This window comes from Roseateles saccharophilus, from assembly GCF_031458095.1.
Classification (GTDB): Bacteria; Pseudomonadota; Gammaproteobacteria; order Burkholderiales; family Burkholderiaceae_C; genus Pelomonas; species Pelomonas saccharophila_A.
The window spans coordinates 1,149,853-1,164,484 of the sequence record NZ_JAVDXU010000002.1; the positions used below are offsets into that span (position 1 = coordinate 1,149,853).

Here is a 14,632-nt window from a genome sequence, read left to right on the forward strand (position 1 = left end):
ATGTCAATCCTTGGAATTTAATCCAAGTGACTCATCGATAAAGTGCGAAACCTCACCAGGAGACCCGTATGCCCACGCCCTTCGTCGCACCGACCGAGCAACCGCGCCTGCCCGATCCCTACCGGGCCGAGGCCGGCGTCGTGCAGGCCCTGGCCGGGCGTGTCGGTGGGGCGCTGGACTGGCCGGGCGTCATCGCCATGGCCAGCCCCTGGGTCGAACAGGTGCGCAAGAACCCGGCGCCCTTCTGGGCCATGGAATCCCTGCTGCGCGAATACCCCATCACCAGCGCCGAGGGCCTGGCCCTGATGCGCCTGGCCGAGGCCCTGCTGCGCGTGCCGGACGCTCCCACCGCCATCGCGCTGACGGCTGACCAGCTCGGCCGCGCCGACTTTGACGGGGCCAGCGAGGGCAGCCCGCACAAGATGCTGGCCGCGCTGTCGGCCTCGGCCATCTCCATGTCCAAGCGCTTCCTGCCGGGTGCGGACGACGACGGCGGCCTGTTCAAGCGCCTGGGCGCGCAGACCGTCGTGGCGGCCACGGTGCGCGCCATCCAGCTTCTGGGCCGGCAGTTCGTGCTCGGCCGCAACATCGGCGAGGCCATGGGCGAGGCCGACTCGGCCCGCAAGGCGCAAAAGCAATTGCGCTTCAGCTACGACATGCTGGGCGAAGGCGCCCGCACCGAGGACGACGCGCGCCGCTATCACGCGGCCTACGTCAACGCCATCAAGGCCATCAGCGCCGGCCGGCGTGCCGAGTCGCCTGAAGCGTCGGACGGCATCTCCATCAAGCTCAGCGCCCTGTTCAGCCGCTACGAGGTGCTGCAGCGCGAGCGCGTCTTCGCCGAGCTGCTGCCGCGCGTCTGGGCCCTCATCGAACTGGCCGCCAGCGCCAACATCAACCTGACCATCGACGCCGAGGAGGTCGACCGCCTGGAGCTGTCGCTCGACGTGCTGGATGTGCTGGCCGCCAAGATCGCCGTCGTCTACCCGCAGTGGCGCGGCTTCGGCCTGGCCGTGCAGGCCTACCAGACCCGGGCGCTGGCCGTCGTCGACGAGGTCGCGGCCATCGCCCGCAAGCATGGCCTGCGCTTCATGGTGCGCCTGGTCAAGGGCGCCTACTGGGACGGCGAGATCAAGCGCGCCCAGGAGCTCGGTCTGGCCGAATACCCGGTGTTCACGCACAAGCAGCACACCGACGTGTCCTATCTGGCCTGCGCCCGCGCGCTGATCCAGCATGCCGACGTCATCTACCCGCAGTTTGCCAGCCACAACGCCGGCACCATCGCCGCCATCGTGCAGATGGCGCGCGCCACCGGTGCCCCGTTCGAGATGCAACGACTGCACGGCATGGGCGAAGGCGTCTACCGCGAGGTGCTGAAGGACGGCAGCATTCCTTGCCGCGTCTACGCCCCGGTCGGCGAGCACCGCGACCTGCTGGCCTATCTGGTGCGCCGCCTGCTCGAGAACGGCGCGAACTCCTCCTTCGTGCATCAGCTGGCCGACCCCAGCGTGCAGGTGCCTGAGCTGCTGGGTTCGCCGCTGGCCGAAGTGCGCGACACCAGCGCCCTGCCGCTGCCGCCGGCCCTTTATCTTGACAGCGAAGGCCGGGGCCGCGCCAACTCCACCGGCGCCGACCTGACCGCGCCGGCCCAGCGCGCGCCGCTGCAGGCCGCGTTGGAGACTTGCGCCCTGCATGCCGTGCCCGAGGCAACGGCCGCCGATGTGGACGCCGCGATGAACCGCCTGCACGCCGGCTTCAGCGCCTGGAACGCCACGCCGGTCGCCCAGCGCGCCGCCATCCTGCGCCGCGCCGCCGACGACCTCGACGCCCGCCTGGCCGAGTTCTGCGCCCTGCTCGTCAAGGAAGCCTTCAAGACCCAGGCCGATTGCGTCGCCGAGGTGCGCGAGGCTGTGGACTTCCTGCGCTATTACGCCGACCAGGCCGAAGCCGAGCCGGCGCTGATGCAAGGCCGCGGCGTCTTCGTCTGCATCAGCCCCTGGAACTTCCCGCTGGCCATCTTTGCCGGCCAGGTCGTCGCGGCCCTGGTCGCCGGCAACAGCGTCGCCGCCAAGCCCGCCGAGCAGACGCCCTATATCGCGCTGAAGATGGTCGAGCTGCTGCATGCCGCCGGCGTGCCGGCCGACGCGCTGGCCCTGCTGCACGGCCCGGGCGAGACCGTCGGCGCCGGGCTGGTGGCCCACGCCCACACGGCCGGTGTCTGCTTCACGGGCTCCACGGCCGTGGCCCAGATCATCAACAAGGCCCTGGCCAAGAAGCCGAATTCGCCCATCCCGCTGATCGCCGAGACCGGTGGCCTGAACGCGATGGTGGTGGACTCCACGGCCCTGCCCGAGCAGGTCATCGACGCCGTCGTGCAATCGGCCTTCCGCTCCGCCGGCCAGCGCTGCTCGGCATTGAGGTTGCTGTGCGTGCAGTCCAGCATCGCCGACGGCGTCATCGAGATGCTCAAGGGCGCGCTGTCGCAGCTGCATGTCGGCCAGCCGGCCCATCTGGCGACCGACGTCGGCCCCGTCATCGACGACGAGGCCCACGCCAACATCAGCAAGCATGTCGAACGCCTGAAGCGCGAGGCCAAGCTGCTGGCCGAGGCGCCGGTGGCCGAGCCCATGCCGCGCCAGATCCGCCCGGTCGCCTTCGAGCTGCCGCGCATCGCCCATCTCGGCGAGGAGATCTTCGGCCCGGTGCTGCACGTGGTGCGCTTCGAGGACTCGGTCGACGACGTCATCCAGGAGATCAATGCGCTGGGCTATGGCCTGACCCTGGGCATCCAGACCCGCATTGACAGCCGCGCCCAGCGCCTGGCCGACGAGGCCCGCATCGGCAATGTCTATGTGAATCGCAACATCATCGGCGCGGTCGTCGGTGTGCAGCCCTTTGGCGGCGAAGGCCTGTCGGGCACCGGCCCCAAGGCCGGCGGCCCCGACTATCTGCGCCGCTTCTGCGCCGAGCCGCAGATCGACGCGCCGCTGCCGACGCTGGCCATGGACGGCCGCAGCGAGGCCCTGGCCGTGGCCGCCGACGCCGGCTGGCGCGACACGCCGCTGGCCGAGCGCATCGCCACGCTGCGCCGCGCCGCCGACACGCTGGACGCGCCGGCTTCCCTGACCCTGCGCGGCCTCTTTACCGCGGCGCAGACCCAGTTCGCCGATCTGGTCCTGCCCGGCCCGACCGGCGAGAGCAACACGTTGCGCCACCATGCCCGCGGCGTCTTCGTCGTGCTGGGGCGCGGCGAAGCGGGCGTGGCAGCCGTCGTCAGCGCCCTGCTGGCCGGCAACAGCGCCATCTGGCTGGGCGGCGACGAGCGCGCCCGCCAGGCCCTGCTGCGCGCTGGCCTGCCCACCAGCGCCCTGACCTTGCTGCCCGATGCGACCCTGCCCGGCCTGCTTGCCGCGCCCCAACTCGCCGGCATCGCGCTGGCCTCGTCGGACACGGCAGCCGCCCATGTACTGGCGCAAGCCCTGGCCGCCCGCTCCGGGGCCATCCTGCCGCTGGTGACGGCCGCCGGCCATGTGCGCCAGCTCTACCGTTTCACGGCGGAGCAGACGTTGACCGTCAATACCGCGGCAGCGGGGGGCAATGCGGCCTTGCTGGCGGGTGTGCACTGAGCCGTTGACGGCGATGGCGGGCTTATCCTCGGCGGCATACCTGCCCCGAGAGAAGAGGTCCGCCATTGAGCGCCCCGTCCGCCGCTGCAAATTGCCTGTCTGACCAGGCCCGCTTCAGGCGTCGCAGCCTGCTGGGCCTGACGGTCGGCGGCCTGCTTCCCGCCTGGGCGGGCGCCGGTGAGCCGCTGCTGCCGGCCCTGATCCCCGACGATGTGCTGCGGGACTACCAGGCCTTTCTCGCCGGCCGCGATCCGGTGGCCGTGGCCGACTATGGCGGTGCGCTGTCGCGGCGCGACGTCGTCGAGGTGGTCCTCATCCACCAGGCCCTGGCCCGCCAGGACCGCACGCTGCGCCTGAGCATGTCTCCCATGCCCACCAGCCAGCGCCTGCAGGCGGAACTGCGCATCGGCCATGCCGCCTGCAGCGCCACCACCTACTGGCGCGAAGACTTCCCACAGCCCGACGGCCTGCTGTTCAGCGACGCCGTGCTGCAGGACGGCGAGTTCGAGGCCGGCCTCTACACGACGCCCGGCAATGTGCGTGCGCTCGCAACCCGCCAGTTGAGTGAGGTGCAGCAGCTGCGCGTGCTCAGCAACAACACCTGGCGGGTGGACTGGCAGACGCTGGAACAACTGGGCATGGTCAATCTGCAGCACGTGGCCAGCTGGAACCTGATGCCGCGCATGCTGCAGCAGGGCCGGGCCGACGTGCTGCTGGCCCCCTTCCAGCCCACGCCCGACCTGTCCCTGCTGGTGGACGGCGTGCGCCTCTTACCCATTCCGGGCTTGAAGGTCAGCATGCGCGGCACACGGCATTTCCTCGTGTCGGCCACGCATCCATTGGGGCCGCGGCTGCGCGACCAGCTCAACGCCGGCCTGGCCTGGCTGCGCCAGCAGGGGCTGGTGAAGCGGGCCTATGAGCAGAGCGGGTTCTTCAATGCCAAGGTGGCTGGGTGGGTGAGGCTCTGATCCTCGAGGCTAACTTGCTGGCTTCACGGACATGCGCCACCATGCCGTCGGGCGCCCGCTGTCGGGACGCTTGGGAGGACAAGATGTTTCCTTGGTTCTGGCTCTGGGCGCCACAGCTGCGCCTGCCTTTCAGCGGTGATGTGGCTCAGGACATCGAGCCGCGGCTGGACTGGTTCTTCAACGCGATCAAACCGCAGGCGGGTGATGCCCGCATCGAGGCTCAGGCCTTCGACGTGGCCAGCTACGGTGACCAGCTCGGTGTCATCACCAAGCTGTTGATCGAAATGGCCGAGCGCCTGCCGGCGGATGAACAGGCCAGGTCAAAGCCACTGCAGGAATTGCGTGCCATCCACAAGCGCATCGAGGCGATCAAGAACGCAGAGCGCGTCAACAGAATCCGCTGAGTAATTCGGCCGCCGCGGGGCTGAGCCCCACGATCTTGTTCGTCGCCTGCCGGTAGAACTTGAAGTTGAGCTCGGTCTCCGGTCGGCCGTCGTCCCAGTCCTTGAAAGGCTTGAGCTCCGCGCGGCCAAGGCGGCGCGTGGCGACAGCCGTGCGCTTGACGGTGATGCTGACGCGTGGTGTCTGCCTCTCTACGTCCGGCAATCTGGGCGTGTCCTCGGCCGACGTCACGACACCGCGCGCCACCAGGCCGGCGCCGCCCTCGTTCTCGCTGGCGAACAGGTAGATCACATCGCCGACGGCGATGCGCCTGCCGTCGTACATGGTCTTCTGCGCAGCAAAGGCCCAGCTGCCGGCCCCGGAGTCGGCGATCTCGGCCTTGATGGCGTAGCTGCGGGGGCGTTCAGGCATGGGGCTCGGGTTCGTAGCGGCGCTCGCCGGTGCGGGCGTTGTAGAGCACCTGCATGACAGTGCCGGATTCGGGGTCGACGAAGCGTTCCTCGGTCTTCTGCCAGTCGCCGCCCTCGGCGGAGTTGCGCGACCGATAGCGCCAGCGCTCCAGCAGCACGGCCACCGCAATGATGCAGCCCCAGAGGGCGAAGGGTGTCGCGTCGCGATGACCCGCCAATTGGGCGCCGACGCCAATCACACCGGCCGCCAGGGCCACCACCAGCAACATGGTGCGCAGCATGGCCTCAGGCCGGCAGCTTCTCGACCACCACGGCGGTGCCGTAGGCGACGATCTCGCTCATGGTCTGACCCATCTCGGACGAGTCGAAACGCATCATGACCACGGCGTTGGCACCCATCAGGCTGGCGTTCTTGACCATGCGGTCGATGGCGTGGCGGCGGGCCTCCTCCAGCAGCTGGGTGTACTCGGTGATCTCGCCACCGACGATGGAGCGCAGGCCGGCGAGGATGTTGCCGGCGAGGCCGCGGCTGCGCACGACGACGCCGAAGACCTGGCCCTTGACCTCGGCGACACGATGGCCGGCGAGGTTCTCGGTGGTGACGATGAGCACGGGGTTCTCCTGTTGAGGCGGGGGTGGCGTGATCCTCGATTCGCGAGCGTTAGGAAAACATAAGGAGAGCCGGGCATCAGTCCGCGGCCGGTGCCACGACATGGGCATACATCCAGAAGTCGCCGGGCCGACCCCTGACCAGGCGATAGCTGTGCAGCAGGCCTTCGCGCTGGAAGCCGCAGCGCTCCAGCACCTTCATGGAGCGGGCGTTGGAGCTCAGTGCCGTCGCCTGCACGCGCAGCAGGCCGACGTGGACATGCGCCCAGTCGACCAGGGTGCGGGCCATCTGACTGGCGATGCCCTGGCCCCAGGCAGGCGGCGACAGGTCATAGGCCAGTTCGGCCGAGCGGTTCTCGGGCGCCACGGTATGAAAGCCGATGGAGCCCACCATCGCGCCGCTGGCCCGGTCCGCGATGGCCAGGCGCAAGAGCGAGGTCGGGGTGTGCGAGCCGGGCTCCTGGGCGTAGTGCGCCAGCTGCGACAGCGACCGCGGATTCCAGCTCGTGTGCTCGTGGACGGCGGGCAGGGACAGATAGCCGAACCAGACCGGGATGTCGGCGGCCGTGATGGGCCGCAGCATGACGAGGGGATGGTCGGACTCGGGCAGGGTGGTGAACTGCATGGGGGCATTCTGCTCACCCGCACAATGGATGGCGATGATGCCCATGACGCCGCCCCCCGCGCCCAATGTGGACCCCATGCCCCTGCCGCCCCCCGAGCCCGACTTCGAGGCCTGCTGCGGCAATGGCTGCTCGCCCTGCATCTTCGATCTGCACGATCTCGCGATGGACGACTACCGCCAGAAGCTGCGCGCCTGGCGCGAAAGGCATCCCGAAGCCTCCTGAGGACCTTCCCATGTGCCGCAATATCCGCACTCTCTTCAACTTCGAGCCCCCGGCCACCGAGGTCGAGATCCGCGACGCGGCCCTGCAGTTCGTGCGCAAGTTGAGCGGCTTCAATGTGCCGTCCAAGGCCAATGAAGAAGCCTTCGACCATGCGGTGGCGGCCATCGCCGCCGAGGCGCGCGCGCTGATCGCCTCGCTGGTGACGACGGCCGAGCCCAAGAACCGCGAGGTCGAGGCCGAGAAGGCGCGGGTTCGCTCGCAGGCACGCTTCGGCCAGCCGGGCGGATGATGGCGGGCGCGTCGGCTTGACGCGGCCACTCCCGAGGAAGTCCATGCCCAAGCTGCTGTCCCTCGTCGTCTGCATGACCCTGCTGACCTGGCTGACCGTCGTCGCTGCCAGCCTGATTCGGGCCCGGGCCTGGACGCCCAAGGGCCTGATGCTGGCCTTCGGCAATCGCGACAACCTGCCCGAGGCGACGCCGCTGGCCGGCCGCACCCAGCGTGCAGCGGCCAACAGCCTGGAGAACCTGCTGTTCTTCGCCGCCCTGGCCCTGGTGGCCCAGGCCGCGGGTGCGACGAATGAACGCGTGCTGCTCGGTGCCCAGATCTTTCTGTGGGCCCGGGTCGTCTACCTGCCGGTCTATGTGCTTGGCATCGCCTTCGTGCGCACCGGGGTCTGGTCGGTCAGCATCGTCGGCCTGGGCCTGATGGTGGCCGGTATGGTCTGACGCACAATCGCCGCGCCGTCAGCTCCCCGCCTCCGTCATGCGCCTGAAGATCGCTCTGTCCTTCGTCGCCCTGTTGCTGCTTGTCGCGGCCTGGTTCGCCTTCGCCTGGCGCTGGAGCTATTCCGACGGCGAACGGGCCGGCTGGGTGCAGAAATTCTCGCGCAAGGGCTGGATCTGCAAGACCTGGGAGGGCGAGCAGGCCCTGGTGTCGCTGCCGGGCACGGCCAGCGTCGAGAAGTTCTACTTCACCGTGCACGACGAGGCCACCGCCCAGGCCATCAACAAGGTCATGGGCCGGCGCGTCAACCTGCATTACGAAGAGAAGGTCGGTCTGCCGACCTCCTGCTTCGGCGAGACGCGCTACTTCGTCACCGGCGTCACGCTGGTGGACGAGATCTCTCTGTCGCCCGGCGTCGTCGTGCCTGTTCCCCCGCCTTCGCCGGCCTCCGCGGCCAGCCAGTAAGCCCGGCCCGAGGCATGGCATTGTTGCCATGCCTTGGCAGCGTTGTCAGGCGAAACTAACGGGATGGCTTCGCTGTTCCAACCCTTGGTCTCGCGCTTCGAGCGCCTCGTCGATCCCTATCCCGAATCGCCGGAGACTGCCGGCAGCGCGCGCCCCGAGGCGCTGCCGACCAGCTTCTTCGCCTTTCTGTGGCGCTGCGCCGAGGGCCTGCGCCGCCATCTCTTCGTCGTCACGCTGTTCACGGCCGGCATCGCCGCCGCCGAGGCCCTGCTGTTCAGCCTGATGGCGCGCCTCGTGGACTGGCTCGCTACGCAAAAGCCTGCCGAGCTGTGGAGCCAGCCCCAGCCCGTCGTGCTGATGCTGCTGGGCGTGCTGGGCGTGTCCATCGTGTTGGCGGCCGTGCAGGCCCTGACCAAATACCAGGGCGTGTTCGGCAACTTCCCGATGCGGCTGCGCTGGGTCTTCCACCGCCGCATGCTGGCCCAGAGCCTGGCCTTCTTCGGCGATGAGTTCGCCGGCCGCATCGCCACCAAGGTCATGCAGACGGCCCTGGCCGTGCGCGACACCTGGCTCATCGTCGTCGACATCCTCGTCTACGTGGCCGTCTACTTCGGCACGCTGGTCGCCATCGTCGCCAGCTTCGACACCTGGCTGATCGCGCCCTTCGCGGCCTGGCTGGCCCTGTACCTCGTGGCCCTGCGCTATTTCGTGCCGCGCCTGGGCAAGATCGGCCAGGCCCAGGCCGATGCGCGCAGCCTCATGACGGGCCGCATCACCGACGCCTATACCAATATCGCCACCGTCAAGCTGTTTGCCCACGGCCGCCGCGAGGCCTCGTACGCCAAGTCGGCCATGCAGGACTTCATGGTCACGGCCTATGGCCAGATGCGGCTGGTGACGGGCTTCGAGGTCGTCAACACGGTCTTGTCGGCCCTGCTCGTCGGCAGCGCGGCCCTGCTGTCGCTGTGGCTGTGGGGCGTGTCGGCCATCGGCGTGGGCGCGGTCGCCGCGGCCACCGCCATGGCCATGCGGCTGAACGGCATCTCGCACTGGATCATGTGGGAGATGGCCTCCCTCTTCGAGCATGTGGGCACGGTGCAGGACGGCCTGGCCACGCTGGCCAAGCCGCAGACGGTGCTGGACGCACCGGCCGCCCAGGAGTTGGTCGTCGGCCAGGGCGAGGTGCGCTTCGAGCAGCTGCGCTTCCACTATCCCAACGGCAAGGTCGTTGTCGATGGGCTGGACCTGACCATCAAGCCCGGCGAGAAGATCGGCCTGGTGGGCCGCAGCGGCGCCGGCAAGAGCACGCTTGTGAACCTGCTGCTGCGCCTGTATGACCTGCCCGAGGGCGGCGGCCGCATCCTCATCGACGGCCAGGACATCGCCGGCGTCACGCAAGACTCCTTGCGCCGCCACATCGGCATGGTCACCCAGGACACCTCGCTGCTGCACCGCTCGGTGGCCGACAACATCCTCTACGGCCGCCCCGACGCGGCTGCCGAAGACATGCAGCGCGCCGCCGTGCGGGCCCATGCCGATGAGTTCATTGCGAGCCTGTCCGACCCCAAGGGCCGCAGCGGCTTCGAGGCGCATGTGGGCGAGCGCGGCGTCAAGCTGTCGGGCGGCCAGCGCCAGCGCATCGCCATCGCCCGCGTGATGCTGAAGGACGCGCCCATCCTGCTGCTGGACGAAGCCACGAGCGCGCTGGACAGCGAGGTCGAGGCCGCCATCCAGCAGTCGCTGTACTCGCTGATGGAAGGCAAGACCGTCGTCGCCATTGCGCACCGCCTCTCGACGATTGCCGCGCTGGATCGTCTCGTGGTGATGGACGCCGGCCGCATCGTCGAGCAGGGCACGCATGCCGAGCTGCTGGCGCGCAACGGCATCTATGCGCGGCTCTGGGCGCACCAGAGCGGCGGCTTCCTAGGACTCGAAGACTGACCAGCGCCCTTCACGGCGCAACAGCAGGCCCTGGAACAGTGCACCCTTGGCGTCGGGCCCGATGCGACGGTTGGCCGCGCGCAGGGCCGCGATGCCTTCGGCGGAGTTGGCGTCGCAAAAGGCCAGCACATCGCGCGAGGGGATGGCGACGACGGCGCCGTTGGGAATCTTGTCGGCGAAGAGGTGGTCCCACAGGCCGTCCAGCAGCACCAGGCAGGCCTCGTGGTCGCCGTCCAGCAGCAGGCCGTAATAGGGCGGGTGGTCGACCAGCCTCAGGCCCGGCTTGCCCTTGACCAGCTTCATCAGATTGCCCAGGGCCTGGCGATGCAGGGCGTTCAGGTTCATGCCGGCCTTGCGCATCTCGTCGCGGCCCACCGACGTCCAGTGCGAACCGGCGTCGACGTGATAGCCCACCACGAACACGCCGGCCGCGGCGCGCGTCGGCGGCATCATGCCGGGATCGTTGGGCATGTCGGGCGGCAGCTGTCCAGGCGCAATCTGCAGCTGGATCTCCTCGCCTTCGGCCCAGCCGCCGTTGGCGGCCGCGCGCACGATGGGCAGGGCTTCCTGTACCGGCGCCCGCGTCGGGGCGGCAGGGGCGGGGGCGGGTGGAGGTAGGGCTTCGCCGCGCCGCTCGCGCAACTGGGCCTGGCGGATGTCGACCTCCAGTTCGGCGCGCGCGCTGCGCGAGGCCGTCCACAGATAGACGGGCGCCACCAGGCTCATGAAGGGCATGGCGCAGCTGAAGAACAGCGGGTACTTGACGAGGGGCGAGGTGCGCAGCACCGGCGCGGCGCGGCTGATGATGTGGGTGCCGATGAACCAGGTGCCCAGCCAGCCGACGGCGGCCAACGCGGTGATATGGCCAAGAAAGCCGACCACGGTCGAGATCGTCAGCCCGAACAGCAGCCCGGCCCGGCCGGTCACCCCCTTGAGCTGCTCGTCATGCAGCAGCAGATCTTCGAGGTCGGCCGTCATTGCGCCCATGCTTGCTTCTCCTCCCGGTTTGCGGCGGGAGTTTAGGCAGGTTGACGGCGGCCTCAGCGCGCCGTCAGCAGGGCGCTCGCCGGCATGGCCGCGCCGCGCAGGCGGGCGTCGAGGAAGGCGACGCTGAGCCGCATCGCCTCCTGCAGGTCGGCCTGGGCCGCCTCGGTGGCGCTGCCGCTGCGCGGGCCACGTGGCGTGCCGCCGGCCGGGCCGTGATGGCCCTGTCCGCCCTGGCCGCCGCCCATGCCGCCACGCTGCTGGACACCGCCCATGCCTTCCCGCCCGCGGTGCTGGTCCTGGGCATGCCAGCCCTCGGGCGCCAGCGTGCCGGCCAGGGCCGCGTGCGAGGTGCCGGGCAGGTTGAGCAGCCAGCCGGCGCCGGGGCGCAGGCTGTCGAAGGCGCGGCGGCGCTCGGCCGGGCGGGTGACGAGGCCGAGGGCGTCGCCATCGCTGTCGCTGGTGATCAGCAGGGCTGGCGGCGTCGCGGTGGCCGCTTCCATGGGCGGCGGGCTGATGGCGATGACGGCGCGTGGCAGCCAGCCCGCGCCGTCGCCGCCCAGGTCCAGCGTCGCCTGCGCGCCGATCTCATAGCCGGCGAGGGCCGCCCGCTGCCAGTCCAGGGCGACGCCGGCCACCGGCTGGGTCTGCAGCGCGGCGACGAGGCGGCGCAACGCCGCCAGGCGGTCGGCGCGCATGGCATCGCCATAGTGGAGCTGGCCCAGTTCGCGGAACTCGCCGCTGCGGGCCAGGCTGGAGCGCCAGGCGGCCGCGTCCTCTTCCAGGGGCTGGACGGCCAGCACGGCGTAGCCGGCCTGGGCCCAGGTGGCCGCCCAGCGCTGGCCGCTCTCGCTGCCCTGGCCGATGCCGGGCAGGTAGATGACGACGGGCAGGGCCCCCGCAGCGCCGGCGCTGCGCGTGACGGTCACGCGGCGCCCCTGCAGCTCGAAGCTGCCCAGGGACAGGTTGAGCTCGCGCGTCGCCGTCTCAGCCCAGGGCTTGGGCGGCGGCGGGCCGCCGGCGCAGGCGGCGAGCGCCAGGGTGGTGAGCAGCAGCGTGCGGCGATCGAGGCGTCGGATACTCATGAACCGCAACGATAGCCGCGCCACGTCGCTGCTTTGTTTCTCGTCAGCCTGCGGCAAGGCGCGCGGGGGCAGGCCCTAGACTTCCACCCATGAGTGCAGAAACCATCGCCTTCATCGGCGGCGGCAATATGGCCAGCGCCATCATCGGCGGCCTGTTGCGTGCCGGCATGAAGCCCGCCCAGTTCCTCATCGTCGAACCCTATGCGCCGCAGCGCGAGAAGCTCATCGGCGAGTTTGGCGTCGCGGCCCTGGCCGCGGGCGATGCCGGCCTGGCCGCGGCCGGCACCATCGTTTGGGCCGTCAAGCCCCAGCTCTTCAGTGCCGCCGCCGAGCCGATCAAGGCCTGGCTGGGCGGGGCCCTGCACCTGTCGGTGATGGCCGGCATCCGCTCGGAGTCCATCGTCGCCGCCACCGGCAGCGAGCGCGTCGTGCGCTCCATGCCCAACACGCCGGCCCTGATCGGCAAAGGCATTGCCGGCCTGTTTGCGCGGACTGCCGTCTCGGGCGAGGAACGCGCCACCGTCGAGCGCCTGCTGGCGCCGACCGGCCAGACCCTGTGGGTCGAGCGCGAGGACGATCTCGACGCCGTGACGGCGCTGTCGGGCTCGGGCCCGGCCTATTTCTTCTTCTTCGTCGAGGCCATGATGGCCGCGGCCGTCGACATGGGTTTGACCGCCGAGCAGGGCAAGCGCCTGGCCCTGGCCACCTGCGCCGGCGCGGCCGCCCTGGGCCTGGGCTCGGACGAGTCGCCCACGACGCTGCGCGAGCGCGTGACCAGCAAGGGCGGCACAACGCATGCGGCCATCACATCGATGCAGGCGGATGGCGTTGACGCAGCCATCCAGCGCGCGGTATTGGCGGCGCAGAAACGCGCGGCGGAGCTGGGACGCGAATTCGGCTGAATGGGCATTGCGACGCGAGACAGCCTGCGCGACTGGCTGCGGGCGCCGGGCTCACTGAGCCGCCGCCTGGCCCGCCTGGGCGAGCGCTTTGAAGTCCAGGTGCTGCGCCAGGGCGTGGCGCCGTTCCGGGCCCTGGAGCGCGCGGCCCTGGGCCTGCCGCCGCGCGGCCTGACGGTGGTGCGCGAGGTCATCCTGCGCGTCGACGGCCAGCCCCTGGTCTGGGCGCGCTCGGCGGTGCACCAGCGCGCCACCATCGGTCCGTGGCGGGCGCTCAAGGGCCTGGGCGCCAGGCCGCTGGCCCATCTGCTCTACGACGACTACCGCATCCACCGCAGCGAGCTGCAGCCGCGCCGCCTGTCGCGCCACGGCCACACGCGCCGCCACGCCGAGCGGCAGTGGCTGGCGGCCACCGGCGAGGCGGCGTCGCCGCAGATGCTGTGGTCGCGCAATTCGGTATTCAGCCGCAGCGGCGCCCAGTTGCGCGTCATGGAGCTGTTTGCGCCTGATTTGGCCGTGCAGCGCCCTGGACGACGCGGTCGCTAGATCTCCTCGGCCCGTCGCGCCTGGCCGCAGGCGCGGTTTCCTGGGGATCTTCCCTAGGTGAAACCGCGCAAACGCCTGCTTAGCTGTCGTTGAGCTGACTGGTTTTTGATGAAACTGTTTTCATGGCGTCATAAATTCGCACTGCGCCCATAAACCCCCATAAACTCAGTCCGTATCAGAGGGGCGTTAGTAGACCCGCCGCGCACAGACGCAACAGGTGGGCTGATGACACTGGGGGCAGTGATGAATACGCGTGATGTGGTGATCTTCAGCGGCGAGCACTTTGTCGTGCCGCAATGCATTCAAAGAATCGACCATTTGTCGACCCATGGCTGGCAGCTGCGCTACGGCGGCACCAAGCTGTTCTCCGATCACAGCCAGGACGGCAGCGGCGCCCGCCGCGCCCTGGCCATGGCCACCAAGGAGCTGCTCAAGCGCATCGCGACGCTGCCTGCGCCTTCGCGCCTGCGCCGCACGCCCAGCCGCAAGAAGCAGAGCGACCTGCCGTCGGGCATTTCCGGCCCCATCGTGCGCCAGCGTGCGGGCAGTCGTGTCCGTGATTGCAGCTTCGCAGTGACCCTGCCGCGCTTCGGCGAAACGCCGCTGGCCCGCAGCGTCTATATCGGCACCGAGAACACCTACACCGTCGAGCGCTACCAGGAGGCTCTGGAGCGGGCCGTGGCCCTGCGTGAGAAGGCCGAAGCCGCCTACCAGCGCGCCGCGACCAAGGAGCGCCGCGCCCAGGCCCAGACGCTGAAGGCGCAGATGAGCGGCCTGCTCGGCAAGGCCTGAAGAGTCATTCCATTGGCGTGACGCTTGCGGGCCGAGCGCCGGGCCTGCCATGGGCCAGAGGCCCATGGCCTTCCGTAGGCACAAGCAGTCCGCAGGGACTGCTTGTGTCCGACTTCAGTTCACCTGGCCGGCCCGCGCTGGCGACGTGTGAGCGGCTCAATGCCGCTCGCATCGCCGTCCCTTCGGGGGCTTCGGCCGGACACATGGCGCCCGGTGGGCGACGCGTGCCTGCCGAAGAGCTGCCGCTCCGTCGGCAGCGCGGCCTGCAAGGCCGACCAAGGTGCTCCTTGGGCGAGGGGCTCGTGAAACCCGGTTGAACCGGCGCGGGCGC

17 protein-coding genes are annotated in these 14,632 nt (G+C 69.9%); 11 read left to right on the forward strand and 6 right to left on the reverse strand.

Annotated elements, in window-relative coordinates; genetic code table 11:
* Positions 1–68 precede the first annotated feature (68 nt).
* From J2X20_RS18105 to J2X20_RS18115, 3 genes are all read left to right on the forward strand, one after another.
* Positions 69–3,626 (forward strand): L-glutamate gamma-semialdehyde dehydrogenase, encoded by a 3,558-nt coding sequence (locus tag J2X20_RS18105; RefSeq protein WP_409034169.1) that lies wholly within the window; start codon positions 69–71, stop codon positions 3,624–3,626.
* Positions 3,627–3,691: 65 nt separating this feature from the next.
* The gene (locus J2X20_RS18110; RefSeq protein ID WP_310267376.1) at positions 3,692–4,594 is read left to right on the forward strand and encodes a hypothetical protein; all 903 of its coding nucleotides are present in this window, start codon (positions 3,692–3,694) and stop codon (positions 4,592–4,594) included.
* Entirely contained in the window at positions 4,579–4,998 is a 420-nt protein-coding gene (locus tag J2X20_RS18115) for a hypothetical protein (protein ID WP_310267379.1), read from the forward strand. The genes J2X20_RS18110 and J2X20_RS18115 overlap by 16 nt, the downstream gene beginning before the upstream one ends.
* Here J2X20_RS18115 and J2X20_RS18120 read toward each other — a convergent pair.
* The 4 genes from J2X20_RS18120 to J2X20_RS18135 all read right to left on the reverse strand — a co-directional run bounded on the left by J2X20_RS18120 (position 4,982) and on the right by J2X20_RS18135 (position 6,640).
* Positions 4,982–5,407 carry a hypothetical protein gene (locus J2X20_RS18120; RefSeq protein WP_310267382.1) on the reverse strand — a complete coding sequence of 142 codons (426 nt, stop codon included), beginning with the start codon at positions 5,405–5,407 and terminating at the stop codon, positions 4,982–4,984. The two genes, J2X20_RS18115 and J2X20_RS18120, sit on opposite strands and share 17 nt — an antisense overlap.
* Positions 5,400–5,687 (reverse strand): hypothetical protein, encoded by a 288-nt coding sequence (locus J2X20_RS18125; protein WP_310267384.1) that lies wholly within the window; start codon positions 5,685–5,687, stop codon positions 5,400–5,402. Before J2X20_RS18125 ends, J2X20_RS18120 begins: the two co-directional genes overlap by 8 nt.
* 4 nt (positions 5,688–5,691) lie before the next feature.
* Positions 5,692–6,018 carry a YbjQ family protein gene (locus tag J2X20_RS18130; RefSeq protein ID WP_310267386.1) on the reverse strand — a complete coding sequence of 109 codons (327 nt, stop codon included), beginning with the start codon at positions 6,016–6,018 and terminating at the stop codon, positions 5,692–5,694.
* Positions 6,019–6,094: 76 nt separating this feature from the next.
* On the reverse strand, positions 6,095–6,640 hold the full coding sequence (locus J2X20_RS18135) for a GNAT family N-acetyltransferase (RefSeq protein ID WP_310267388.1): 546 nt from the start codon (positions 6,638–6,640) through the stop codon (positions 6,095–6,097).
* A gap of 43 nt (positions 6,641–6,683) precedes the next feature.
* Here J2X20_RS18135 and J2X20_RS18140 point away from each other — a divergent pair, with 43 nt between their 5' ends.
* The 5 genes from J2X20_RS18140 to J2X20_RS18160 all read left to right on the forward strand — a co-directional run bounded on the left by J2X20_RS18140 (position 6,684) and on the right by J2X20_RS18160 (position 9,995).
* A complete protein-coding gene (locus J2X20_RS18140; protein WP_310267389.1) occupies positions 6,684–6,863 on the forward strand; it encodes an oxidoreductase-like domain-containing protein in 180 nt (59 codons plus the stop codon).
* Between the two features lie 10 nt (positions 6,864–6,873).
* Complete coding sequence (locus tag J2X20_RS18145) at positions 6,874–7,152, forward strand: DUF2277 domain-containing protein (protein ID WP_310267390.1); 279 nt, start codon at positions 6,874–6,876, stop codon at positions 7,150–7,152.
* 43 nt (positions 7,153–7,195) lie between these two features.
* Positions 7,196–7,591, forward strand: a complete 396-nt coding sequence (locus J2X20_RS18150) for an MAPEG family protein (protein WP_310267392.1) — start codon at positions 7,196–7,198, stop codon at positions 7,589–7,591.
* Between the two features lie 37 nt (positions 7,592–7,628).
* The gene (locus tag J2X20_RS18155) at positions 7,629–8,054 is read left to right on the forward strand and encodes a hypothetical protein (protein ID WP_310267394.1); all 426 of its coding nucleotides are present in this window, start codon (positions 7,629–7,631) and stop codon (positions 8,052–8,054) included.
* A gap of 84 nt (positions 8,055–8,138) precedes the next feature.
* Positions 8,139–9,995, forward strand: a complete 1,857-nt coding sequence (locus J2X20_RS18160) for an ABC transporter ATP-binding protein (RefSeq protein ID WP_310267868.1) — start codon at positions 8,139–8,141, stop codon at positions 9,993–9,995.
* Here the strand turns inward: J2X20_RS18160 and J2X20_RS18165 are convergent.
* Together J2X20_RS18165 and J2X20_RS18170 are read right to left on the reverse strand one after the other, a co-directional pair.
* Complete coding sequence (locus J2X20_RS18165; RefSeq protein WP_310267395.1) at positions 9,978–10,982, reverse strand: DUF1444 domain-containing protein; 1,005 nt, start codon at positions 10,980–10,982, stop codon at positions 9,978–9,980. The genes J2X20_RS18160 and J2X20_RS18165 overlap by 18 nt on opposite strands.
* Positions 10,983–11,035: 53 nt before the next feature.
* A complete protein-coding gene (locus J2X20_RS18170; protein WP_310267397.1) occupies positions 11,036–12,064 on the reverse strand; it encodes an alpha/beta hydrolase in 1,029 nt (342 codons plus the stop codon).
* Positions 12,065–12,153: 89 nt separating this feature from the next.
* On the opposite strand from J2X20_RS18170, the gene proC reads away from it, so the two are divergent.
* The 3 genes from proC (at position 12,154) to J2X20_RS18185 (ending at position 14,301) form a co-directional block, all read left to right on the forward strand.
* Positions 12,154–12,966, forward strand: coding sequence for a pyrroline-5-carboxylate reductase (proC, locus tag J2X20_RS18175; RefSeq protein WP_310267399.1), 813 nt, complete (start codon positions 12,154–12,156; stop codon positions 12,964–12,966).
* Positions 12,967–13,509, forward strand: a complete 543-nt coding sequence (locus tag J2X20_RS18180) for a chorismate--pyruvate lyase family protein (protein ID WP_310267401.1) — start codon at positions 12,967–12,969, stop codon at positions 13,507–13,509.
* 243 nt (positions 13,510–13,752) lie between these two features.
* Positions 13,753–14,301, forward strand: a complete 549-nt coding sequence (locus J2X20_RS18185) for a hypothetical protein (protein WP_310267403.1) — start codon at positions 13,753–13,755, stop codon at positions 14,299–14,301.
* The last annotated feature ends 331 nt before the right edge of the window (positions 14,302–14,632 follow it).